This is a genomic window from Martinezella rhizogenes (genome assembly GCF_000799715.1).
GTDB classification, from domain to species: domain Bacteria; phylum Pseudomonadota; class Alphaproteobacteria; order Rhizobiales; family Rhizobiaceae; genus Rhizobium; species Rhizobium rhizogenes_C.
This window is the reverse complement of the sequence record NZ_JUHG01000013.1, coordinates 833661-853718: the sequence shown is the minus strand read 5'-3', so window position 1 is coordinate 853718 and position 20058 is coordinate 833661. Positions and strand designations below refer to the sequence as shown.

At 55.2% G+C, this 20058-nt stretch carries 17 protein-coding genes; 11 read left to right on the top strand and 6 right to left on the bottom strand.

From position 1 onward, the window contains the following. Position 1: 1 nt before the first annotated feature. The 4 genes from EX00_RS15825 to EX00_RS15810 are packed head-to-tail and all read right to left on the bottom strand — an operon-like array spanning position 2 to position 5793. Positions 2-2362, bottom strand: a complete 2361-nt coding sequence (locus EX00_RS15825; RefSeq protein ID WP_080761256.1) for a SpoIIE family protein phosphatase — start codon at positions 2360-2362, stop codon at positions 2-4. Beyond that, entirely contained in the window at positions 2359-3534 is a 1176-nt protein-coding gene (locus EX00_RS15820; protein ID WP_047459481.1) for a class I SAM-dependent methyltransferase, read from the bottom strand. The genes EX00_RS15825 and EX00_RS15820 overlap by 4 nt, the downstream gene beginning before the upstream one ends. After that, positions 3531-4055 (bottom strand): hypothetical protein, encoded by a 525-nt coding sequence (locus EX00_RS15815; RefSeq protein ID WP_047459478.1) that lies wholly within the window; start codon positions 4053-4055, stop codon positions 3531-3533. Before EX00_RS15815 ends, EX00_RS15820 begins: the two co-directional genes overlap by 4 nt. A 34-nt stretch (positions 4056-4089) precedes the next feature. After that, the gene (locus tag EX00_RS15810; RefSeq protein WP_047459471.1) at positions 4090-5793 is read right to left on the bottom strand and encodes a putative bifunctional diguanylate cyclase/phosphodiesterase; all 1704 of its coding nucleotides are present in this window, start codon (positions 5791-5793) and stop codon (positions 4090-4092) included. A 478-nt stretch (positions 5794-6271) separates the two neighbouring features. Between EX00_RS15810 and EX00_RS15805 the strand changes: the two genes are divergently transcribed. The 9 genes from EX00_RS15805 to EX00_RS15765 all read left to right on the top strand — a co-directional run bounded on the left by EX00_RS15805 (position 6272) and on the right by EX00_RS15765 (position 17383). After that, complete coding sequence (locus tag EX00_RS15805) at positions 6272-7378, top strand: helix-turn-helix domain-containing protein (protein WP_047460399.1); 1107 nt, start codon at positions 6272-6274, stop codon at positions 7376-7378. Between the two features lie 581 nt (positions 7379-7959). Continuing rightward, positions 7960-8973: a UDP-glucuronic acid decarboxylase family protein gene (locus EX00_RS15800; protein ID WP_047459470.1), complete on the top strand. Its 1014-nt coding sequence runs from the start codon at positions 7960-7962 to the stop codon at positions 8971-8973. Then, positions 8973-9959 carry a UDP-glucose 4-epimerase GalE gene (gene galE / locus EX00_RS15795; RefSeq protein ID WP_047459469.1) on the top strand — a complete coding sequence of 329 codons (987 nt, stop codon included), beginning with the start codon at positions 8973-8975 and terminating at the stop codon, positions 9957-9959. The genes EX00_RS15800 and galE overlap by 1 nt, the downstream gene beginning before the upstream one ends. Then, the gene (locus tag EX00_RS15790; protein ID WP_047459467.1) at positions 9956-11791 is read left to right on the top strand and encodes a glycosyltransferase family 2 protein; all 1836 of its coding nucleotides are present in this window, start codon (positions 9956-9958) and stop codon (positions 11789-11791) included. The genes galE and EX00_RS15790 overlap by 4 nt, the downstream gene beginning before the upstream one ends. Before the next feature lie 33 nt (positions 11792-11824). Then, complete coding sequence (locus tag EX00_RS15785; RefSeq protein ID WP_047459464.1) at positions 11825-13246, top strand: UDP-glucose dehydrogenase family protein; 1422 nt, start codon at positions 11825-11827, stop codon at positions 13244-13246. After that, entirely contained in the window at positions 13243-13803 is a 561-nt protein-coding gene (locus EX00_RS15780) for a DUF995 domain-containing protein (protein WP_047459462.1), read from the top strand. The genes EX00_RS15785 and EX00_RS15780 overlap by 4 nt, the downstream gene beginning before the upstream one ends. After that, on the top strand, positions 13800-14747 hold the full coding sequence (locus EX00_RS15775) for a glycoside hydrolase family 26 protein (RefSeq protein WP_047459457.1): 948 nt from the start codon (positions 13800-13802) through the stop codon (positions 14745-14747). The genes EX00_RS15780 and EX00_RS15775 overlap by 4 nt, the downstream gene beginning before the upstream one ends. Before the next feature lie 32 nt (positions 14748-14779). Continuing rightward, entirely contained in the window at positions 14780-15280 is a 501-nt protein-coding gene (locus tag EX00_RS15770) for a DUF995 domain-containing protein (RefSeq protein ID WP_047459455.1), read from the top strand. A 969-nt stretch (positions 15281-16249) separates the two neighbouring features. Beyond that, a complete protein-coding gene (locus tag EX00_RS15765; protein WP_047459454.1) occupies positions 16250-17383 on the top strand; it encodes a helix-turn-helix domain-containing protein in 1134 nt (377 codons plus the stop codon). 52 nt (positions 17384-17435) lie between these two features. Here the strand turns inward: EX00_RS15765 and EX00_RS15760 are convergent, their stop codons facing one another. After that, a complete protein-coding gene (locus EX00_RS15760; RefSeq protein WP_047459452.1) occupies positions 17436-17834 on the bottom strand; it encodes a DUF1236 domain-containing protein in 399 nt (132 codons plus the stop codon). 519 nt (positions 17835-18353) lie between these two features. On the opposite strand from EX00_RS15760, the gene EX00_RS15755 reads away from it, so the two are divergent. After that, positions 18354-18836 (top strand): NUDIX hydrolase, encoded by a 483-nt coding sequence (locus EX00_RS15755; RefSeq protein ID WP_047459449.1) that lies wholly within the window; start codon positions 18354-18356, stop codon positions 18834-18836. 60 nt (positions 18837-18896) lie between these two features. On the opposite strand, the gene EX00_RS15750 is transcribed toward EX00_RS15755, so the two are convergent. Beyond that, positions 18897-19250 carry a hypothetical protein gene (locus tag EX00_RS15750; RefSeq protein ID WP_052210751.1) on the bottom strand — a complete coding sequence of 118 codons (354 nt, stop codon included), beginning with the start codon at positions 19248-19250 and terminating at the stop codon, positions 18897-18899. A 149-nt stretch (positions 19251-19399) separates the two neighbouring features. On the opposite strand from EX00_RS15750, the gene EX00_RS15745 reads away from it, so the two are divergent. Beyond that, positions 19400-20053, top strand: a complete 654-nt coding sequence (locus EX00_RS15745) for a UdgX family uracil-DNA binding protein (RefSeq protein ID WP_047459446.1) — start codon at positions 19400-19402, stop codon at positions 20051-20053. Positions 20054-20058 lie beyond the last annotated feature (5 nt).

Sequence of the window (20058 nt, the reverse complement as noted above, 5' to 3'; positions counted from 1 at the left end):
CTCACCTGTGCCGCATCACGACGAGCGTAATGTCGTCATGTATTTTTTGTGTGCCGATATAGTCCATCAGGTGATCAAGAATCCCGTTCACCACCTCTTCCGCGGTCCCGCCATGCAGACGTCGCGCATCGTCGCAAAGCCGTTCGAAACCAAATAACTCGCCGCCAGGATTTTCCGCCTCGGTGACACCGTCGGTGTGCAGAACGATCATATCGCCCTTCTGAAAGGATATTTCCTGGGTAGCGATGAATGGTGATATGTCGGGTTCGAGGCCGACCGGAAGGCCGAGATCGCCGGTATCGATACGCTCGAGCTCGCCGTTCTGGCGAACGATGATCACATCCTCATGCTGGCCCGATACCGTCAAGCGCTCGCCATCGTAGTCGAGAAAGGACAATGTAAGATGTTTATTGGTCTCGGTCCGCTCGATGTTCTTGAAGATCGCGCGGTTAAGGTCGGTCAGGAATTTCGCGGGGGTCATTTCGCCGGCCTCCTGCAGGGCACGCGCGATTGATTGTACCATGAGCATGAGCACGCCGCTTTCCAGCCCGTGGCCTGTCACATCTCCGATACCTATTTTCAGATTGTTCCCGTTCTGCAGGACATCGTAGTAATCCCCGCCGACCTCATCGGCTGGGCGCATGTAAGCGGCGATCTCCAAATGCTCGATTGCCATAAGCTCTTTGGCGCGTGGAAGGACCATGAGCTGTATTTGCCGCGCTATGTCCAATTCGGCGCCAAGACGCAAGTTTTCGCTCTTCAGCTGGCTATTGAGCACCGAAATCTCTTCTTTGGCTGTCTCGATCTCCTTGGTGCGCTCCACGACTAGTTTCTCAAGATTTTCGGTATGGAAGCTGATCTCTTCGGCCATACGGTTAAACGCGAAGCCAGCTTCAGCCACTTCATCTCTGGTTGGTATGTCGACCCTTACCGAGTAATCCTTTGCCTGTATGCGTTTTGCAGCACCTGCCAGAGCGCTGATGCCGCTCGTAATCCGCTTCGAGGCGGCAAATACGGCAGCCGTGACGATCATCAGTGACACAAGAACCGCGAGGATCTGATAGAGCAGGATGCGGTTGGTCGCGCGTGATATCTGCTCTTTAGCGGCTATCAGCGATGCATAGATCTCGCGCTCCGGCACGACGATGCCAAGGGACATGACCTCGCGCTGTACGGGACCACTCACCCAGAGATTGGTCGGACGCAACTGTTTCACGACGACAAGATAGGGAACATCTTCACCTTGTTCGTGAAGCGAAATGTGTTGGATGGCGCCATCGGCATCAAGCGGCAAGGTCGAAATGGCCTTTTGCGTGCTATTGCGCAAAGAGCGATCAAGACCAGTCACGCCCTTGTTGGCCGCATCACTCGCTGAACGAAGACCAATGATCTTTTCGCCAACTGGATTGATGGCAACAACGTTTCCATTCGACATGGTCAAAAAACCGAAGCCGCTTTCGGCGACCTTCACGTTCTCGACGATCTCGGCGAGCTGATTAAGGGTAATATCAGTTCCCGCCGCGCCTGCCACGCCATGCCGATCTGCTGTCCAAAGCGGATGGAAGAAGCTGACGATTTGCTTTCCCGTGATCGCGTCAGTGTAGGGAGCGGTCTGCGTGATATCGTCAGCGACCGGCCGGGATGCAGGGCTCAAAGCCCATTGTTGCCAGGATTCATAGAGGCCAGGAAAGAAGAAGTTCCAGAAGTCCGCGCTGTTGTGGCCAGGATAGAGCCGATCGAATGTTTGCGCTTGCGCCGTATATGGAGCAGTTCTGAAAACTGGGCGTTCCTTCGGACCGATATAATACATCTGCAGCTTCGATGCGCCGTTACGCAGGAGAGACGGGGCAACCAGATCAAGCACGGCGCTCGTGTCGATATCCGCCTGCACTTGCGGGAAAGGATGGTGGTCCTTGTCCAGCAAATAGCCCCACACGCTGACGACAGAGGGCGATCCGGGAAGATTTTGCGCCCATTGGCCCGTAAGGTCATATGTTACGGTGACGGCACCCGGCGCGGCCTTTGCCATTGCCGCACCTATGTCATTGTTCCTGGTCGGTTGATCGATCTGACCCTGAAGCACGCCTGTCAATGCCTTGACGTCGGAGTGAACCTGATCAAGCAACAGAGCGACCTGGGCGGCGGTAGAGTTCGTGTAAGTGCGAATGTAGTCCTGGCTCGCTTTTTCGAGGCCTTCGCCGACCTCAGCGGTGGCATTGCGCGAAAGACGCTGAACGTTCCAAAGCGCTAGCCCCCCGCTGACAAGCAGGTCGAAGAGGACTGCCCCCCCGACAACGATTAGAAATTTGGCTCGAAACGAGCGCAGGCCGAGCCGGTGTTCTTTGATGGGCGACAACATCATAGCGGCTTCTGCCCGGATGCTGCCCAAATGGGCCAGCCAGCGTAGCCTCTTGGATGAAGAGCCGCGAAGATATGATCCGCGAAGCCCTGCTTGAAACGCTTGATGAATGCGGGTGAGTCGCCCCGTTTGACCGCCATTTCGTCGGCGTAGACATTCTGCCACGCCGCAATGATGTCCGCAAATTCCTGAGGGTCGCCGTCGAGATTGGTCACCATGAAACTTTCCAGTTTGACCGCTGTGAAGCCGGCATCCAGCAACATGCGGCGGCCCTTTGGACCCATTTCAACGTCCATGTCGAAATATTCGAAGAGCTTCGCGACCTCGTTGTAGGTCCACTGGATGGTGTCTGCTCGTGGTTCGCCGAGACAATGAGAATTCTTCTCGTTGGTAATGTAGACCCTGCCGCCCGGTTTGCATATCCGATAGAGCTCTCGCAGCAACACGTCCGGGCGATCGAAGATTTGCAGCGAATGACGGCACGTCACAAAATCGAATTGATTGCTTTCGAACAGCATCTGCGCCGCGTCGCCATAGGTATATTCGATGTCTTGCACCTCGAAATCTGCCGCCACTGTGCGTGCGTAGTCGAGACTCAACGCAGAATGGTCGAGGGCAACGATTCTGGATGGTCGGAATTCTTTTCTTAAAAGCATCGCAAAATCGCCTATGCCACAGCAAATATCGGCAACGATCATGCCTTCGCGAAGCCCGTGACGCGGTAAAATCTCTCGCTCATGTCGCCAGGTCATCTTGGTTTGCGTCCTGAGGATCGGGATGAAGCTCTGGTTCTCGACGAATGTCTGACCTGGATAGAAAGCCGAGTCGTAGATCTCGACTGCAATATTCGGTGAAAGGTCGTTTAAGTGATGAAACAACCGCGATGCCCATGCAACGACACTCGAGGCGATCACCACAAGCTTAAGCTCCGGCCGCGAGCGGGAGGCATCGACCAATACGTGCGTTAAAGCGCGAAAAGCCGTGTTGTTCATATGGGTGACACGCTTGAGATTGACGTAGAAAACGCCCTTGACGGTATCGATCCCATTTCTCAGCAAGGCGAGGTCGTCGGCAAGCTCGGCCACGGAGTGTGGTCTGAGCACTCCCGCGAAAGAGAACTCCTGATTGTTGACGTCGAATCGTGCCGTGAAGCCGGGAAAGGGATCTTGGCTCAATTGAGCAGCCTCTCGAGCGGCAGATCGACAATAAAGGTCAAGGCACCGGTGCCCAGATCCTTGGCTTTTATGTCTGCATCATAATTAACCGCCAGACCGAACAGGATCACGCGATCGGCAGGTGCTGCATTGTTGGCAATAACGTCGAGATAGGTTGCGAGCGCCTGTTCGCTTTTGAGTTCCTGGACGATCTCATGGTAGAATCGACGCTTCTGGGGCGAACATGGAAACGTCAGCTCTATGCGCTCCATTTCGCGGTAGCGATAGAACCGATAGACGAATTCGCCATGATGTTCATTCGAATGAAACGACATTTCCAAAAGCTCGTTGAGAGCCGATGAAAGCAGGTTTGCATGTCGGATGGGGTCACGGCGATCATGACTGACCATTCGAGCGATGTAGTTGGAGCATTGACCGCAATGCAACCAGTCTGCGGTAAAGACCGCCATGTCCATTTTCAGATCGAGCAGTGGCTCAAACTCAATATTCGATGGGTCCGCTGGCGTCTCTTTCATGTTCAACTGAAACCTCCTTCATCAAAGGGCATTTCAAAAGTCAGGGCCCAGCGCGGGCCTCGTCGAGGGCGGACGCTGGATGTGTGCGGTTCCTCTGCACTATGAAGTCGTTCAACCGGTCAGCTCCCATCGGTGGGCTGAGGAAATAGCCTTGCAAACGGTCACAACCTTCACCCTGGAGCCAGGCGGCCTGTTGCGCTGTCTCCACGCCCTCGGCCGTGACGCGCATATCGAGGCCGTGCGCCAAGGCGATGACGGAGCGGACAATGGTTTGGCTTTTGCTGTCCCGAAGGAGATCCTTTATAAAATACTTGTCGATCTTGATGTTATCGAACGGAAAATTCTTAAGGTAACTCAAGGAGGAGTATTCGGTCCCAAAATCATCGAGTGAAATCTGAATGCCGAGCACGTTGAGCGTGTTCAACGTATCGAGATTGTTGGTGGTGCGCTCCAGCAAGACGCTTTCGGTGATCTCAAGTTCCAGACGTTCGGAGGGGAACCCGACAATATCGAGCGTTTGCGCGACCCGGTCGGTAAAGCCCGGCGTCAGAAATTCGGCTGGCGACAGATTGACGGCCACCGTGTAGTGCACCGGCCATGTAAGGGCTTCTCGGCACGCTTCCTCAAGTATCCATTGGCCGATCTCGCTCATCAAACCATCGGCCTCCGCCATCGGGATAAAGGCTATTGGTGGAATAATGCCCAAACTGGGATGTCGCCAGCGCAACAGTGCCTCGAATCCGACGACCGTAAATGGGGGTTTCACCAGCGGCTGATATTCGAGGAAGAACTCATGGTGCTGGAGCGCCACACGCAAACTGCGCCGCAGCGTCTCCCTTTGCTCTAACACCAAAAGCATGCCTTGGTCGAACGTTCGCGCCCGTCGGCGGCCCTCCTTTTTGGCGGCATAAAGCGCCACGTCGGCAGCTTTCATCAACTGCTCCCCCTCATTGCCGTCACGAGGTGCAATCGCTATGCCGATACTTGCGCCGACGAACAGCGAGATTCCGTCAACGGTGAACGGCTTCTTGAATTCGGCAACCAATGCCTCCGCCAGCCTTTCGGCCTCCGCTGGTTGCTGCGCGGCAACCTGGATAACGGCAAACTCATCGCCGGCCAGGCGGTATGCTATTTCATCGCGTTCAAGGGTTCGGCTGATCCTTTCGGCGGCAAGCCGAAGCACGATATCGCCGGCACCATGCCCCATCGTATCGTTGACGGGCTTGAAATCGTCCAGGTCGATCTGCATCAGCGCGAGACCTGCTTCACCACCAGTCGGCAGGAGTCTATCCAGCTCCTGGCTGAATTGGCGACGATTGGGTAAACCAGTTAGAACGTCATGTGTTGCCTGATGAAGAAGTCGCGCCCGCTCCTGGTCTTCCGGCAATGTCGCTCTGTTGATGCCACTGTTGTCGATTTCGATAACGCAAAGACCGTCCCGGGTATGGAATAACAGCAAATCCCGGCCCGTGGACACCGAGGGATTGAGCCGAACACGTCGCGAATGCCCGGTATCGACCACGAGCTGAACCAAGTCCGCGAATGCGGGATTTGCCAAAGAGGGGTAGAGCTCCCACAACGTCATAGCAGTCAGAGAGCCAGGGCTCGCGCGCTCCTTAAGTTCCTCAGAGCATTCTACAAGCTTGAAATCCGGGCCCCACAGCGAGAATAGCGCCTCCGGACGATCGTCAAATTCAGATTTTTGTGGAACCAGCAGTGGCCAATTCGCACGATTTTCGGGCATGCGGCTAGTCCTCCCAAACCGGCACACGCAAGGTGCGGTCGTTATCCAACCTCAGCAGCGAACGCATCATCCAGGGGATATTACTTCGCAGGTGAGTGGCGACCAATTTTCAATCAATATATTACAGGATGTTTGAATAGAAAATAGCTAATAAATGCGGCAACATATACTGCCAGAAGGTTCGTTGTTCGAAAGATGGACTGAGCATAATCATCGAAGTATGCCTCAACGGTTCAGTATGACCGTTCAGGCTTGGCCCGAAGGTGCCCGGTCAAATTGCCTGGACAATAACTGGCAGCGGGGCGATACTTCGTTTTTTACCGGCCGTTAGCCGGAGTCGAAATGCCGTTGACACGGCAAGCGTATTTGAGGGTTGGGCTCTGGAGAGGCCAAATTGTCAGACTTTCGGCGCGAAGAACGAGCTGCGGCCAGCGCTATCAAAGCCAAGGATAGCACGCAGAGCGATGAAGTCGGACCGGTGCATGGTGAGCGCCGTCGTTTTCCACGGCAGGCAGCGGCAACCGAGGAAGAGCAATCGGTTTCGTCGGCGTTGAAGCCACTGGTGTTTTCCACGCGAGATCTGGCGCCGATAGAACAATTTGCCGCTTGGCAGGCCTATGTGGCCCCCTTGTTGGATGTTCAACGTCCGGATATTTCTTCCCAGGATGTGGAGTTTGTCGCCGACCACGCAGCGTGGAATCTCGGTGGAATGTTGGTCGTCCAACAAAATACGCCTCCACACAGCTACCTGCGCTCGCAGGCAAGGGTGAGATCGGATCTCATCGATCATTGGCACGTCTCAATATTACGCAGCGGCCACACATGGACGGAAGTCGATGGGCGTGTCTCGGAAGGTGAGCCGGGGAATGTGGAGCTGCGGTCTTTGGCGCACCCTTTTCGAGGCCGATCAACCCAGTTGCGAAGCCTGTCCCTTTATTTGCCTCGCGAGCTGTTTTTTGATGTTCCCGGCTCCACCGAGATCAGGAACAACACCGCATTGTCGGGGACCTATACCAAAATGCTGATAGAGTATCTGGATAGCCTCGAGGAGAATCTTTCGCAGTTTGCGGCAAAGGATCTTCCCCATGTAGTACAGACGACGCGCGATATGATTTTGACCTGTGTTTCGTCGCTGGCCATTGAATCCACTGTCTCGGAGCAGCACAGCAATTGGGCTTTGATGGAACGCATCCGGCGTTTCGTGCAGCGCAATTTGATGTCGCCCGATCTCACGACGGAGCGGCTATGTCGGGAACTCGGCATTTCGCGGACCCGCCTTTATCAGGTGCTCGAGTTGGATGGTGGAGTCCATCATTATATTCAACGGCGCCGTCTTCTGTCTGCCCATGCGGCCCTCAGCGATCTCACCAATCGGCAGCAAATCATCGACATCGCCTTCGCAGTCGGGTTTTCTTCTGCTGCCCACTTTAGCCGGGCCTTCAGTAAGGAGTTTGGCTACAGCCCTCGCGAGGCGCGGAACCTGACGGTTCCACCTTATCTCGGGCATATAGTCGCGCCGATTTCTGAGGGCGACGGTGATCAATCCTTCGACAAGTGGTTGAGAATGCTCGGCCATAGCCGCTAAACTGGATTATTGGACCGCCTTCGGCGCCTGACGAACAATCCCTTCAACCATCCGACTAACGCGGACAATCCTCGCGCATGCATTCCGCTGCCTGATGGGTGGATTAATGTCGTCCTCGCAAAGTGTCCGAGCGCGCAGATTGCAACATCGTTATCGAGTGCCGCCGCAGCGATTGTGACCCGCCAGGACTTCGCGCGCTGTCAATGCCTTCAGAGCAACAGTAGCCGCTTCCCTGGTTTTCAACCTATCCGGAACAACAAAAGGGATCAATTCCCCGCATTGTATCTGCTTATGGGGATAGTAACTACAGACTTTATTCCGAAAACTGCGAAAATTACACAACGATTATTCGTTGCGTGAAATGTATTTATCTATTTTTACCATGACAACCTAAGATAAATAATATGGACAAAATGTAAAGTTTCTGAATTCCCGGATAACGACAGTTTGTATGGATGTTACTAAGTTATAATTAGCGATTATAACAATAATTTAACTATCGCTGACGCTTAGCGGTGAGCACTATAAGGTGTTGTAACCCGAATATTTTGAGCGTGAAACAAAATAGTGGGGAGAGTTTTATGAGTATGACCTTCAGATCTTCGCATTTATCTCTGATGCATACCGCAAGGCGTGTAGTTCTTGTTGCGGGAGGCGCGGGATTTCTCGGCTCTCATCTTTGCGAGCGGCTGTTACTTGAAGGTCACGAAGTGATCTGCGTGGACGATTTCTCGACTGGGCGGATGGAGAATTTGCGGCATTTGCTGCGTTTCGACACTTTTAGTTTTATCCGCCATGACATTATCGGGTCGATCGATCTGCCCATCGACGAGATTTATAATCTGGCATGTCCGGCTTCGCCGCAACATTATCAGGCAGACCCGATCCATACCTTGAAAACGTGCGTTTTCGGATCGTTAAACCTTCTAGAACTGGCAGCGCATCATCAAGCAAGGATATTTCAGGCTTCCACCTCGGAAATCTATGGAGATCCGCAGGTCCATCCGCAGCCGGAAGGCTATTGGGGCCATGTCAATTCCTTCGGCCCACGCTCCTGCTATGATGAAGGCAAGCGTTCTGCCGAGACGCTTTTCTACGACTTCCATAAGAAATATGGCGTCGATATCAGGATCGCGCGCATCTTCAATACTTACGGGCCGCGCATGCGTCCTGACGATGGCCGCGTCGTTTCCAACTTCATCGTCCAAGCGCTCAAGGGGCAGGATATCACCATCTACGGCGACGGATCGCAGACGCGCTCCTTTTGTTATGTCGATGATCTGATCGAGGGTTTCACCCGGCTGATGCGCAGCCAGCCGGCAATTCACACGCCGGTCAATCTTGGCAATCCGACCGAGTTTAGTATTCGCAATCTCGCGGAACAGGTCGTTGCGATGACGGGATCACCATCGAAAATTGTCTATCAGCCGCTGCCGGTCGATGATCCTCGCCAGCGCCGACCCGATATTACGGTTGCGAAACGGGAATTGAAGTGGGAGCCGTCTGTCGCATTGGCGGACGGTCTGAAGTCGACGGTTTCCTATTTCGAACGTCAACTCGTTCGCCCCAATGGCGAGCTTGTCGAGGTGGCGTGATGTCCATGCGAAACATACTCGTCGTAGGTGGCGCCGGCTTCATCGGCAGCCACACCGCCAAGCTTTTGCGCAAGCAAGGCTATGAGCCGATTGTTTATGACAATCTCTCGACTGGCCATGAAGAGTCGGTACGCTGGGGTCCTTTTGAGAAGGGGGATATTCTCGACACGCAACGCCTTGTCGAGGTTCTCGCAAAATACAGCCCGGATGCGGTGATACATTTCGCGGCTTCGGCCTATGTCGGTGAGTCCGTCGAAAACCCGGCGAAATACTACGCCAACAATGTGAACGGCACTCATTCCTTGCTGGAAGCATGCCGCCGCACGGGTACGGACAAGCTGATCTTCTCATCGAGCTGCGCGATCTACGGCATTCCGGATCGTCTACCGATCCGAGAGCACCAGATCCCGCAGCCGATAAGTCCTTACGGCAGAACAAAGCTGATTGCGGAACATATGCTCGCTGATTATTCGGCGGCCTACGGGCTGCATTATGCGGCACTCCGCTATTTCAACGCGTCAGGCGCCGATCCGGAGCAAGAGCTTGGCGAGTGGCATGATCCTGAGACACATTTGATCCCTCGTGCACTGCTTGCCGCAAGCGGCTCCATCGACTTTCTTCAGGTCTACGGTGACGACTACGACACGCCGGACGGCACATGCATCCGCGACTACATCCATGTCATGGATCTTGCGCGCGCTCATATACTCGCCGTTGAATATCTGATGAGAGGTGGGGCGAACCTCGCCGTCAATCTGGGTACCGGCCGTGGAACATCCATTAAGGAGATTCTGGCCGCGATCAGGCGAATCTCCCGGTGCCCAGTGCCAGTGGAAATGCGTGCCCGCCGGGCAGGCGATCCACCGGCTCTCTATGCAGCTTCGGGTCTTGCAGCCGAGAAACTCGGCTTTCAGCCTCTTTATTCAAACATCGAAACGATCATCCGAACTGCCGCTCCTTTCTTCGGATTGGAGGTGCACGAATGAGTATGCGCGAGATACAGGCTCAAGCAATGCGGGACGAACCGCTAATGGTGCCAGTCCTGGCCGGTTATCGGCGCGCTGAATATCTTGCCGGCACCGCTTTATGGCTTGCCGCGGTTGTCTACTTCTGGCGCTGGTGGTTTGTCCCCGCGCACCATGTGTATCTTGTCGGATCCATTTTGGTGACCTCGGTGCTGGCGTGGGTCACAATCATTCCTGTCTATTTTATTGTCGTATTCTATCATGCGCGGAAACCAGGTGGACGGCTGCGTTTGCCCGCCGGCAGCCGCGTGGCAATGGTAGTGACGAAGGCACCGTCGGAGCCCTTCGGAATCGTGGCTGAGACATTGTCTGCCATGTTGGCCCAAACGGTGCCGCACGACACCTGGCTTGCCGATGAAGATCCGTCACGCGCGACACTGGACTGGTGCCGCGAACAAGGTGTCCATGTTTCCACCCGCAAGGGTCGCGAGGACTATCACCGCCAGACATGGCCGCGGCGCACCCGTTGCAAGGAGGGCAATCTCGCCTTCTTTTATGATCACTATGGCTATGCGCGTTATGATTTCGTCGCCCAGCTCGATGCCGATCATGTGCCGGAACCTGACTATCTTTATCAGATGCTGCGTCCCTTTGCCGACCCGGCGGTTGGCTATGTGTCCGCGCCTAGCATTTGTGACCATAATGCTCACGAAAGTTGGTCGGCACGCGGTCGTCTCTATGCCGAAGCGAGCATGCATGGATCGCTGCAGGCGGGTTTCAATGGCGGGCTTGCACCGCTTTGCATCGGCTCGCACTACGCCGTTCGAACCGCAGCCCTGAAGGATATAGGGGGGCTTGGTCCCGAACTGGCCGAGGATCACTCCACCACCTTGATGATGAACGCGCATGGCTGGCGCGGCGTTCATGCGCTCGACGCGATCGCTCACGGCGATGGTCCGCGCACCTTCACGGATCTCATTACACAGGAGTTCCAATGGTCGCGCAGCCTGATGATGATCCTGCTGCAATATTCACCAAAGCTGGTCAGACACCTGCCATTGCGGCTGAAGATCCAATTCCTGTTCTCTCAGCTTTGGTATTGTCTCTTCTCGCTCTTCATGGCGCTGATGTTTTTCCTGCCCGTGGTTGCGCTTATACAGGGACGGATTTTCGTTGATGTGTCCTATCCCGACTTTCTGCTTCATTTCGTACCACAGTCGGTGCTGCTGATCCTGCTTGCTTATCGGTGGCGTAACACTGGCACGTTCAGGCCGATGGACGCCAAGGTTCTCAGCTGGGAGATGACATTGTTTCTGTTCGCTCGCTGGCCGTGGGCGCTTGCGGGAACTCTGGCGGCGGTGCGGGACTGGGCAACGGGATCTTTCGTGGATTTTCGCGTTACGCCGAAGGGCACCTCTAATGTTGATCCGCTCCCTTCTAGGGTTCTCGCGCCTTACATCTTGCTGTCGTTGATCTCCATCCTACCGGTGCTGCTTGTCGCTAATGCAGGCGACACCAGCGGCTTCTATGTCTTCGCCACGGTGAATGCAGCAGTCTATACGCTGCTCGTCCTGGTTATTGTTTTACAGCATGCTCGCGAAAACATCGTGCGCACGGCCAGCCGCTTCTATCGTCCAGCGCTCGCCGGGAGCCTGCTGACTTTGATCGCCTTGCCATGTCTTGGCACCATTGAGCGGGGCCGTAGCGGCATCCAGTCGCTGGCCTGGGACGCAAGTGGCTACACGCTGTTCGAATATCGTTTCTCGGTGGCAGGCGCCGGAATAGGCGGGCACGACTTGCACAGGATCGTGTTCAATCCGCATTGGCGCGCAACTGCCGCTGACACGGATTGATAACAGGGAAGGGCGCCGCTGGCGCGAACGCAGATGAAGATAGCTGTTATTGGAACCGGATATGTGGGCTTGGTCAGCGGCACATGCTTTGCCGAATGGGGCAATACTGTTGTCTGTGTGGATAAGAATGTGCGGAAGATTGCAGACCTCCGAGAGGGCAGGATGCCGATCTACGAGCCCGAACTCGACGAATTGGTCGAGCGCAATTATGCCTCGGGACGACTTGATTTCACCTGCAACCTGATCGAAGCGGTGGATGGAGCCGCGGTTGTTTTCATCGCCGTCGGCACGCCGCCGCGCGCCGATCATGGAGATGCGGATCTTTCCTTTGTCTATTCGGCAGCGCGCGAACTTGCGCCGTTGATCGCGGACAATACGGTTGTGGTGGTCAAATCGACCGTGCCCGTCGGCACGGGGGACGTGGTGCAGAAGATCATTGGTTCTGTCCGCAAAGCCGGCACGTTCTCTGTTGCCTCCAATCCGGAATTCCTACGCGAAGGCGTCGCAGTCAGCGATTTCCTGGCGCCGGACCGTGTTGTGATCGGTGTCGAGGACGAGCGCGCGTCCAAGCGTCTTATCGAACTCTATGATGGCCCGATCGCGCTGCAAAACACGCCGGTTCTCATCACCATGCGACGTACCGCGGAGCTGATCAAATATGCGGCGAACGCATTTCTGGCGACCAAGATCACCTTCATCAATGAGTTGGCCGATCTTTGCGAACAGGTGGGCAGCGATGTAAACGAGCTGGCGCTCGGCATTGGGCTCGACAAGCGTATCGGGACAAGCTTCCTCACGGCCGGGCCTGGTTATGGCGGCTCCTGTTTTCCAAAGGATACGCTGGCGCTTCTGCGCACAGCGCAGGATCATGGGGTAGCTCTTCGCATTGTGGAGGAGACCGTCAGCGCCAACGAGGCACGCAAGCGGCGCATGGCGCTGAAAGTGATGGAAGCTCTTGGCAACGACATAGACGGTCTGACTATCGCTATCCTCGGTCTCACGTTCAAACCCGATACCGATGACATGCGCGAAGCACCCTCCGTGCCACTGATCGAAGCGTTGCAACGTTTCGGCGGCCGCATCCGTGCCTATGACCCTGTCGGCATCGAGAATGCCGCAAAAATCCTCGACGACGTCGACTTCTGTGATGACCCCTATGAATGCGCGAGGAACGCCGACGCCGTTGTCGTTATCACGGAATGGGAAACCATCAAGAAAATCGATCTGGTTCAGCTCAAGCAGAGCATGCGCCAACCGATTCTCATCGATCTTAGAAGCGCTTTAAATGCCGATGCTGCCGAACAGCTTGGGTTCCAAGTTTCGACCATTGGCCGGTCGACTGTCGCAGAGAGCGACATTCAGAACACCGCGAGGCGGAGGACCAGTATCCTACGGGCGGTCAACATAACAGCGGCAAAAGCTGCCTCGGTTGCTGTACGGGAGGAACAAAAATGAAGCCATCGAACAACAAAGCCACCCGCCTCGCTTGTGCGCCCGCGCTGGCCATTGCCATCGCGTTCGGGCTTGCCGCGTCGAGCAATGCCGCCGCCAAGGTCGATGTCAAGCTACCGACAAGCGCTCGACCCATGACGGCGGGTGAGCTCTATGTGTTTTATCGCGACAAGACTTGGCAGTGGGCCGATGGCGCAGGGCGAATGCAGGATGCGGATCGCCGGTTTTTCGCCTGGGTCGATGGAGCAGGAGGTCAGTCCTGGGCCGAGGGCCGTTGGACAGTAACCGATACGGGTCGCCTATGTTTGGTGGCGGCCTGGCATGCGACAAACGGCAAGTTCCCGGCAAAAACCTGCTTTGTCCATCAAGTTAGCAACGGAACCATTTACCAAAGGCGTGAGCCGAATGGGGCTTGGTTCGTATTCCGTCATGCCGTCGCCCAAAAAGCCGATGAGGCCGAGAAGCTGGTCGCTGATGACCTGGTTTCGCAGCGACTAGGTGTCGTGAAAGCCACCTTGAGCACGGGCAAGACCGAGCAAAAGAAGGAGATAATCCAATGAAAACCATATCCAAACTGACGGCAGCTATGCTCTGCACCGCCGCTATTTGCGGAGCAGCTTATACTGCCAGTAACGTCCTTGAAGCAAAGGCCGAGACCCAAAACATGTTCCATGACAAGAGACCGATCATCACCCCACAATCGCTTGCTTCGGGTGCCTATGATCCAAATGGGGATTTTGCCAACGACCATAATCCGAAGATCGAGCATCTTTTCCTTGCCTGGGAAGATGTCGATCTCGCAACTCTCAACACAGCGGATGCCTATGCGCGCACGCGCGGACGGTCACTGTTGATCACGATTGAACCCTGGTCTTGGGCGCGTGACTGGCGCGTAACCCCCGAGGATCTTTTGAGCGGGATTCTGGCCGGTCGCTACGATGCCAACATGGCCGCGGTTTGTTCGGCAGCGGCTAAACTCCAGAGCCCCGTCAGCATCCGCTGGGCTCAGGAAATGGATGAAAAAAACGGGCAATTCACCTGGGCCTACTGGAAACCAGAGGGTTATGTGAAGGCTTATCGGCATGCCATCACGGTATGTCGCCAGTATCTTCCATCCGCGAAATATATGTGGTCCCCAATGGGGAAGGAGGGACTTGAAGCTTACTATCCAGGCGATCGGTACGTTGATGTCGTCGGGCTTTCGGTCTTCGGCTACCAGCCATTCGATCAGAAAAAACTTGGACGCGACTCGACTTTCGTGGAAGCGACCAAACCGGGTTATGATCGGGTTAAGGGGTTTGGAAAGCCGATCGTCATCGCCGAACTGGGCTATCAGGGAAATGACGCTTACAATCGCTCCTGGGCTGAGGAAGCCAGCAAGCCGCACACCGAATTCCCAGACATGGCAGCAGTCGTCTATTTTAACGACCGTGAAGTCTATCCGTGGCCGGATGGCTTGGGTCGGCCGGATTGGCGTGTCGTTGCCAGCCCTCTCGTGAATTGATCCCGCGGTAAACAGCTGAAGTGGAAACAAAAATGTCTTCGTTCCGTTTCGTCATCTTGAATGCTGCGCTTTCGACGTTGCTGTTATTCGGGACAGCCAGCGCAGCAACACAACAACAAACCGATCGGGTAATCGCCCGCGCGGCCAGCAAGGCAGCCCCAATGAGCGCCGCCGAGTTACATAGGCTCTATGTGGGGCGCTCCTGGGTATGGAAGAATGGTGCTGGGTTTTTCTCAAAAGACCGAAATCATTTCGTCGCATGGTCGCGTACGGGTGCCCAAAAGTCTTACGCAAAGGGCAACTGGCATACGTCCAACTCAGGCAAACTCTGCATGAAGGCTCTGTGGTACAGCAAGAAAACTGCCACACAGAACGTTTCCTGCTTTCTGCATCGTGAGAAAGCGGGGGTCATCTATCAGAAGCGGGCATCGAGCGGAAAATGGTATGTGTTCCGGCACAATCCGCTCAAGCATGATGATGAGGTCCGCAAATTGCGACGGGGCAATTATGTCAGCAAACATCTGCCCAGTTGAAGAACGGATGCCGGAATAGGGGCTATAGCGAAGCGCGGAAGCAAATTGCCAGTCGTCAATTCGCACAGCCGCTGTCTAAGATAGCAGCCCCTATTTCCGTTTCTCGAATGAGCAGCAAGCGCTCATATTCGCATCAATATGTGCTGCGGGCATAGCAGTGCGATGTTCGTCCAAATCCGCTTGGTGTGCAGATATAGGGAGCACCCTTGAAATATTCTGCCGACGAAACCCTGACTTTTCTCTCCATTTTGTTTCCACTATAGAAGAAAGTTTGATTTCTCTGATATTTCTTCATGTATAGCTCTATGGTTTTCTTTTCCGGCTGCCTTAAGTCGGATGCATTTGCGCTGCTAAGTAGAGTTACAGAAATTGCCAATGCCCCTAAAGTCATAGCCGGCAATTTCAATAGGCTTCGACTATAGTGCGAATTATAGAGATTCCGATTAAACTTCATAATTTACTTCCTGTGATCGTTGCGATGAGTAATTTCTGACGAAAAGCATTTAGATTTCGTCATAATCACCTTGAAAATCTTAAGGAATTCTGCTTAATTATTTGTTGCAATTTCCAGGCTAAGGTCTGCAACAATGCCATCCTTAAGGGCGTTAAACGTGCTCAACTTGCGATCGCTGCCCAGAACCTTCGGTCGGGCGCCCTTTGCTTTCGCGAACTCTTCTGCCGATGCGTTGCATTCAGACAGAACTCATTTTCCCAGGACACAGTACGGGTGGTTTTCTATGTGTCTCTCTGCCCCCTTTCCGAAGGGGGCAATGCAAGCAGATTCAGGCTGTTTTGGGATGCTCGGGTATCAATCTAGGTATTCAGGAAAGAAACTGTTCTCCGCGCCAAGGTTATTTCCCTCCTTAACTGTTTGGTCTTGCACATCTATTGGATCCATATCCAGTAGTTGGAGAAAATGTAGTCATTACGATCAGACAACTTTCAGAATATTGTCGAAAGGCCACCACAATGATGTGGAACAAAGCTGATGCTTCCTGCGAACAACCAACGTTTGTAGAAAGGCGTCGGTGGCCGCGTATATCATCCCAGGCGCCGCTCTGCAGCGGAACCAAGGAAGCGCCTGAGCTGGTTTCGTTGCCGTTTTCGACCCGGGATCTGGGGCCGGGTCAACAGTTTCCAGCGTGGCAGGACCGCATGGCGCCGCTGATTGACATGCGCTTGCCGGAGAATGTCAAACTTGATGACTATTTTTCGGTCAATCAGACCGTTTGGAATCTTGAAGGCGTGTTGTTTGTCCAGCAAGACACGCCGGCTTTCAGCTACGAGCGCTCGGCTGATAAAGTGCGCTTTAGCTCCATCGATCATTGGCAGATCACGTTTCTGCGCTCCGGAAAAACATGGACTAACGTTGACGGACGAGTTGCGGAAAACGAGCCTGGCATGATGGAGATCCGTACGCTCGGTTATCCCTTTTACGGACGTACCCTGAGCGCGGAATCGGTCACTTTGATCCTGCCATATGATCTGTTTGCCGACCGGGGCGGATTGCCGGGCGCTAGCAGCAATGTTGTTTTCAGCGGCGCGCGGGTAAAGCTTCTCTCTGATTATGTCGCTTTCCTCGAGGCGAACCTCGGTCGCTTGACAAAGGATGATCTGCCGGGTGTGAGGAGCCAGCTTCGGGAGATGGTGTTCCATAGCATCGCATCACTGGTGGATTGCCATGTGATCAACGACCAAACTTCCCAAATCGGGCTGATGACGCGAGCCCGGCGCTTTATCCAAAATAATCTGGGCTCAGAGGATCTGACGCCTGAAACTTTGAGCCGTGAGCTAGCGATTTCGCGCACCAGGCTCTATGAGCTATTCCAAACCTCGGGTGGCGTTTTGAACTATATCCGCAAAAGACGGCTTTTGGCGGCCCGCGCGGCGATTGCCGATCCCGCCAATAATCGAAGAATTATCGATATCGCCAGTCACCTTGGTTTCGATTCAGCGGCGAATTTCAGCCGCGCTTTCACTCATGAATTCGGCTATAGTCCCAGCGAAGTGCGCAAGCATATGGGAGAGCTCAGGATCGAACATCCGCCACACGCTGAAGAACTGCCGGCCTTCCATAGGTGGCTTAGCGCGCTTGGCCTCTGACGGCATCGTGGAGAGGGATGATTGGAGAGCCGACCAGGCTCTCCAATGTCGATCAATCGAGAACTCTAATCACCTTGCGCGACGAGGGCTCGACGATAACGCGTTCGTGGTTGACCACGGCGTAGGCGTATTTCGGATTTTCCGGAACCCTTCTGATGATAACGGTTTCCGGCAGCGGCTGGCCGACCACGACTCTTTCCCTGACGACAACCGCGTCGTCGGGCAATGGCTGCTCACGTACATAGGTGACAACCCTCTGCGGCGGCGGGTCGATGGCTGTGCCGACAATGGCTCCCGCGACACCGCCGATCGCGGCTCCAACCGGACCGCCGACGACAGCACCTGTCGCTGCTCCACCCGCCGCACCGGTGACGGTCGACGACTGCGCAAAAGCAACTCCGCTTGCCAAGGCGAGAGAGAGTGCCGCTATACTAAGTACCTTCGTTTTCATGATATTCTCCTTTGTCTTGCTATTCGTCCGTGGGTAACGGAGCTATAGGCAAAACAGCCATGGCGCTTATCTGTTCCTGTTCTGGGGCTTCAGTCGGAGCCCAGAAAGGCTTCAGTCGCAGTCGATCTGGGACCAAAGTCCTGGAGGTTCGCAGCCTTCTATCGGACCGAAGTGTTTGCCTGACAGCAGCCGGCCGGTTGCGCGCTGATTCCGACGCCTCATTGAGTGTCTGTGCGGGAAACATTTCAGCGCGACAGCGATGAAATCAGGATCAGGAGTGTTCGATATGGCTGTGATTTGTCGGGAACAAACACCGCCGGCTGGGGTTTAGACCCAGGCAAGGGTGTCATGCTTGCCGAGGTGTCGCATTCCTCATGCGGCTTGAAAGCCTGTCGTTGGCGATTATCCGCCCCTGCCAACGGCAGGTTTCGTTTGATAGGCTTGCTCCTGCCGGGAGCCCTGTCGGAAGCAATGCCGAGAATCGATCGATAGTCCGAATACGAACCCCCGTGAGATCCGATGAACAGAAACGAACCCCATCTGGCCCGCCTGGCGGCCCATGTCGAGACGATGCTGCATGGCGACCTGGCCGAACAAATCGGTGCGATCTGCATTCGCCCCGCTGTCGACGAAACCGTCGAAGTCCTTCTTGTCACTACAAGCGAGAAGCATCACTGGACCATTCCGAAAGGATGGGCGATCGACGGGCTGAAACCACATGAGGTTGCCGAGCGCAAATCCTGGGAGAAGGCTGGCATAAGAGGCAAGGCAAGGAAGAACCCCTTTGGCTACTACACGTATCTGAAGGTTCTTGATTCCGAGACTGCGATGCCGTCGATGGTGGCCGTCCATGTTCTAGAGGTCGAGGACGAATCCGACACGTTTCCGAAATCCGGGCAGCTCACCACGGAATGGTTGTCGCCGCCGGAGGCCGCCATCCGGGTAGAGGAACCGGAGCTGAAAGGGTTGATCTCCCGATTGATGGACCGTACGGCTGCTTGATGTCGGCGCTGAAACGGCCTGCCGCAGCGCCGCTAGAGTTTTCAGACATGCGCTTGGCTGTCAGCCATTCCGGTTCCGCTCGTCCGTGTCGATCTGACCTTTCTCGGCGAGGATGTTCAATGCGGTCTCGTGCTGGGTCTCGCTAGAGATCTGAACAGTGACCAGCGTTCCGCCGCGCTCGAGCGCCTCCGCATAGGCGGTGCGCTGCTCTTCATGGAAGAAAATTCCCGTCAGGGCATCGAGGAAGCCGAGATGATCGATCGGCGGGACGTCGGGCCGATTGCCTGGTGTCATGGTGATGCCATCTTTGGGTATGCCGGCATCCATCAGCGCCGTGGCCGCTTCCTCGGCGTCATTCTCGTCCAGGAAAAAAGCACTGAGTGTGTAGGTGTCGGTTTGGCTTACGGTGTTCATGACGTTCCTCCGTCATTGTGACCTTATGTCATGTCTTAACGATGGTTACGGGCAGGGGTTCCCTAATGCCTTGGTCAAAGCGACGGGGAACAAACAGAGCGGCGGTTAGTTGATCACCGAATAGCTTTCAAATCGCAGCGAGCCTTTCCATGCTCGATAAACAGCATCCTTTGCCCGACACCGGTCCTTCTTTGAAGCGCGATCACGCCGACGCGGCGACACTCGAGGACCTTCGGCATGCTGCCGAATCCTGCACGCGTTGCGACCTCTATCGCAATGCGACGCATCTGGTCTTCGGCGAGGGCCCTGAAAACGCCGAGGTCGTGCTTGTCGGTGAGCAACCCGGCGACAAGGAGGATCTGGCGGGCAGGCCGTTCGTTGGTCCTGCGGGCCGCCTTCTCGATCAATGCCTTGAAGAGGCGGGTGTGGACCGCGATCGCTGCTATGTCACCAATGCGGTCAAGCACTTCAAGTATCAGATGCGCGGCAAGAAGCGGCTGCACGCAAGACCCAATGCCGGCGAGGTGCAGCGTTGCGCCTGGTGGCTCGGCGCCGAACTTGAGCTTTTGCGGCCGAAGCTGGTGGTGGCGCTCGGCGCGACCGCCGTATCGTCGCTGCTCGGCTCGAAGGTGAAGGTGATGCGCGATCGGGGCAACATCCTTCATCCGGAAGGACAGTTCGACATTCTCGTCACCATTCATCCCTCGGCTCTTTTACGGATCAGGGAGCCGGACGAGAAGGAAAGGAGCCGCGCGTCCTTCATTCGGGACCTGAAGAAAATCCGAGGTTTTCTGCGGCATTGACGAGT

What these genes read in the sequence shown, in the direction of transcription:
- EX00_RS15825 (WP_080761256.1), bottom strand. Translation starts at nt 2,362, where the DNA reads ATGATGTTGTCGCCCATCAAAGAACACCGGCTCGGCCTGCGCTCGTTT.
- EX00_RS15810 (WP_047459471.1), bottom strand. Translation starts at nt 5,793, where the DNA reads ATGCCCGAAAATCGTGCGAATTGGCCACTGCTGGTTCCACAAAAATCT.
- EX00_RS15800 (WP_047459470.1), top strand. Translation starts at nt 7,960, where the DNA reads ATGAGTATGACCTTCAGATCTTCGCATTTATCTCTGATGCATACCGCA.
- galE (WP_047459469.1), top strand. Translation starts at nt 8,973, where the DNA reads ATGTCCATGCGAAACATACTCGTCGTAGGTGGCGCCGGCTTCATCGGC.
- EX00_RS15790 (WP_047459467.1), top strand. Translation starts at nt 9,956, where the DNA reads ATGAGTATGCGCGAGATACAGGCTCAAGCAATGCGGGACGAACCGCTA.
- EX00_RS15785 (WP_047459464.1), top strand. Translation starts at nt 11,825, where the DNA reads ATGAAGATAGCTGTTATTGGAACCGGATATGTGGGCTTGGTCAGCGGC.
- EX00_RS15780 (WP_047459462.1), top strand. Translation starts at nt 13,243, where the DNA reads ATGAAGCCATCGAACAACAAAGCCACCCGCCTCGCTTGTGCGCCCGCG.
- EX00_RS15775 (WP_047459457.1), top strand. Translation starts at nt 13,800, where the DNA reads ATGAAAACCATATCCAAACTGACGGCAGCTATGCTCTGCACCGCCGCT.
- EX00_RS15770 (WP_047459455.1), top strand. Translation starts at nt 14,780, where the DNA reads ATGTCTTCGTTCCGTTTCGTCATCTTGAATGCTGCGCTTTCGACGTTG.
- EX00_RS15765 (WP_047459454.1), top strand. Translation starts at nt 16,250, where the DNA reads ATGATGTGGAACAAAGCTGATGCTTCCTGCGAACAACCAACGTTTGTA.
- EX00_RS15760 (WP_047459452.1), bottom strand. Translation starts at nt 17,834, where the DNA reads ATGAAAACGAAGGTACTTAGTATAGCGGCACTCTCTCTCGCCTTGGCA.
- EX00_RS15755 (WP_047459449.1), top strand. Translation starts at nt 18,354, where the DNA reads ATGAACAGAAACGAACCCCATCTGGCCCGCCTGGCGGCCCATGTCGAG.
- EX00_RS15750 (WP_052210751.1), bottom strand. Translation starts at nt 19,250, where the DNA reads ATGAACACCGTAAGCCAAACCGACACCTACACACTCAGTGCTTTTTTC.
- EX00_RS15745 (WP_047459446.1), top strand. Translation starts at nt 19,400, where the DNA reads ATGCTCGATAAACAGCATCCTTTGCCCGACACCGGTCCTTCTTTGAAG.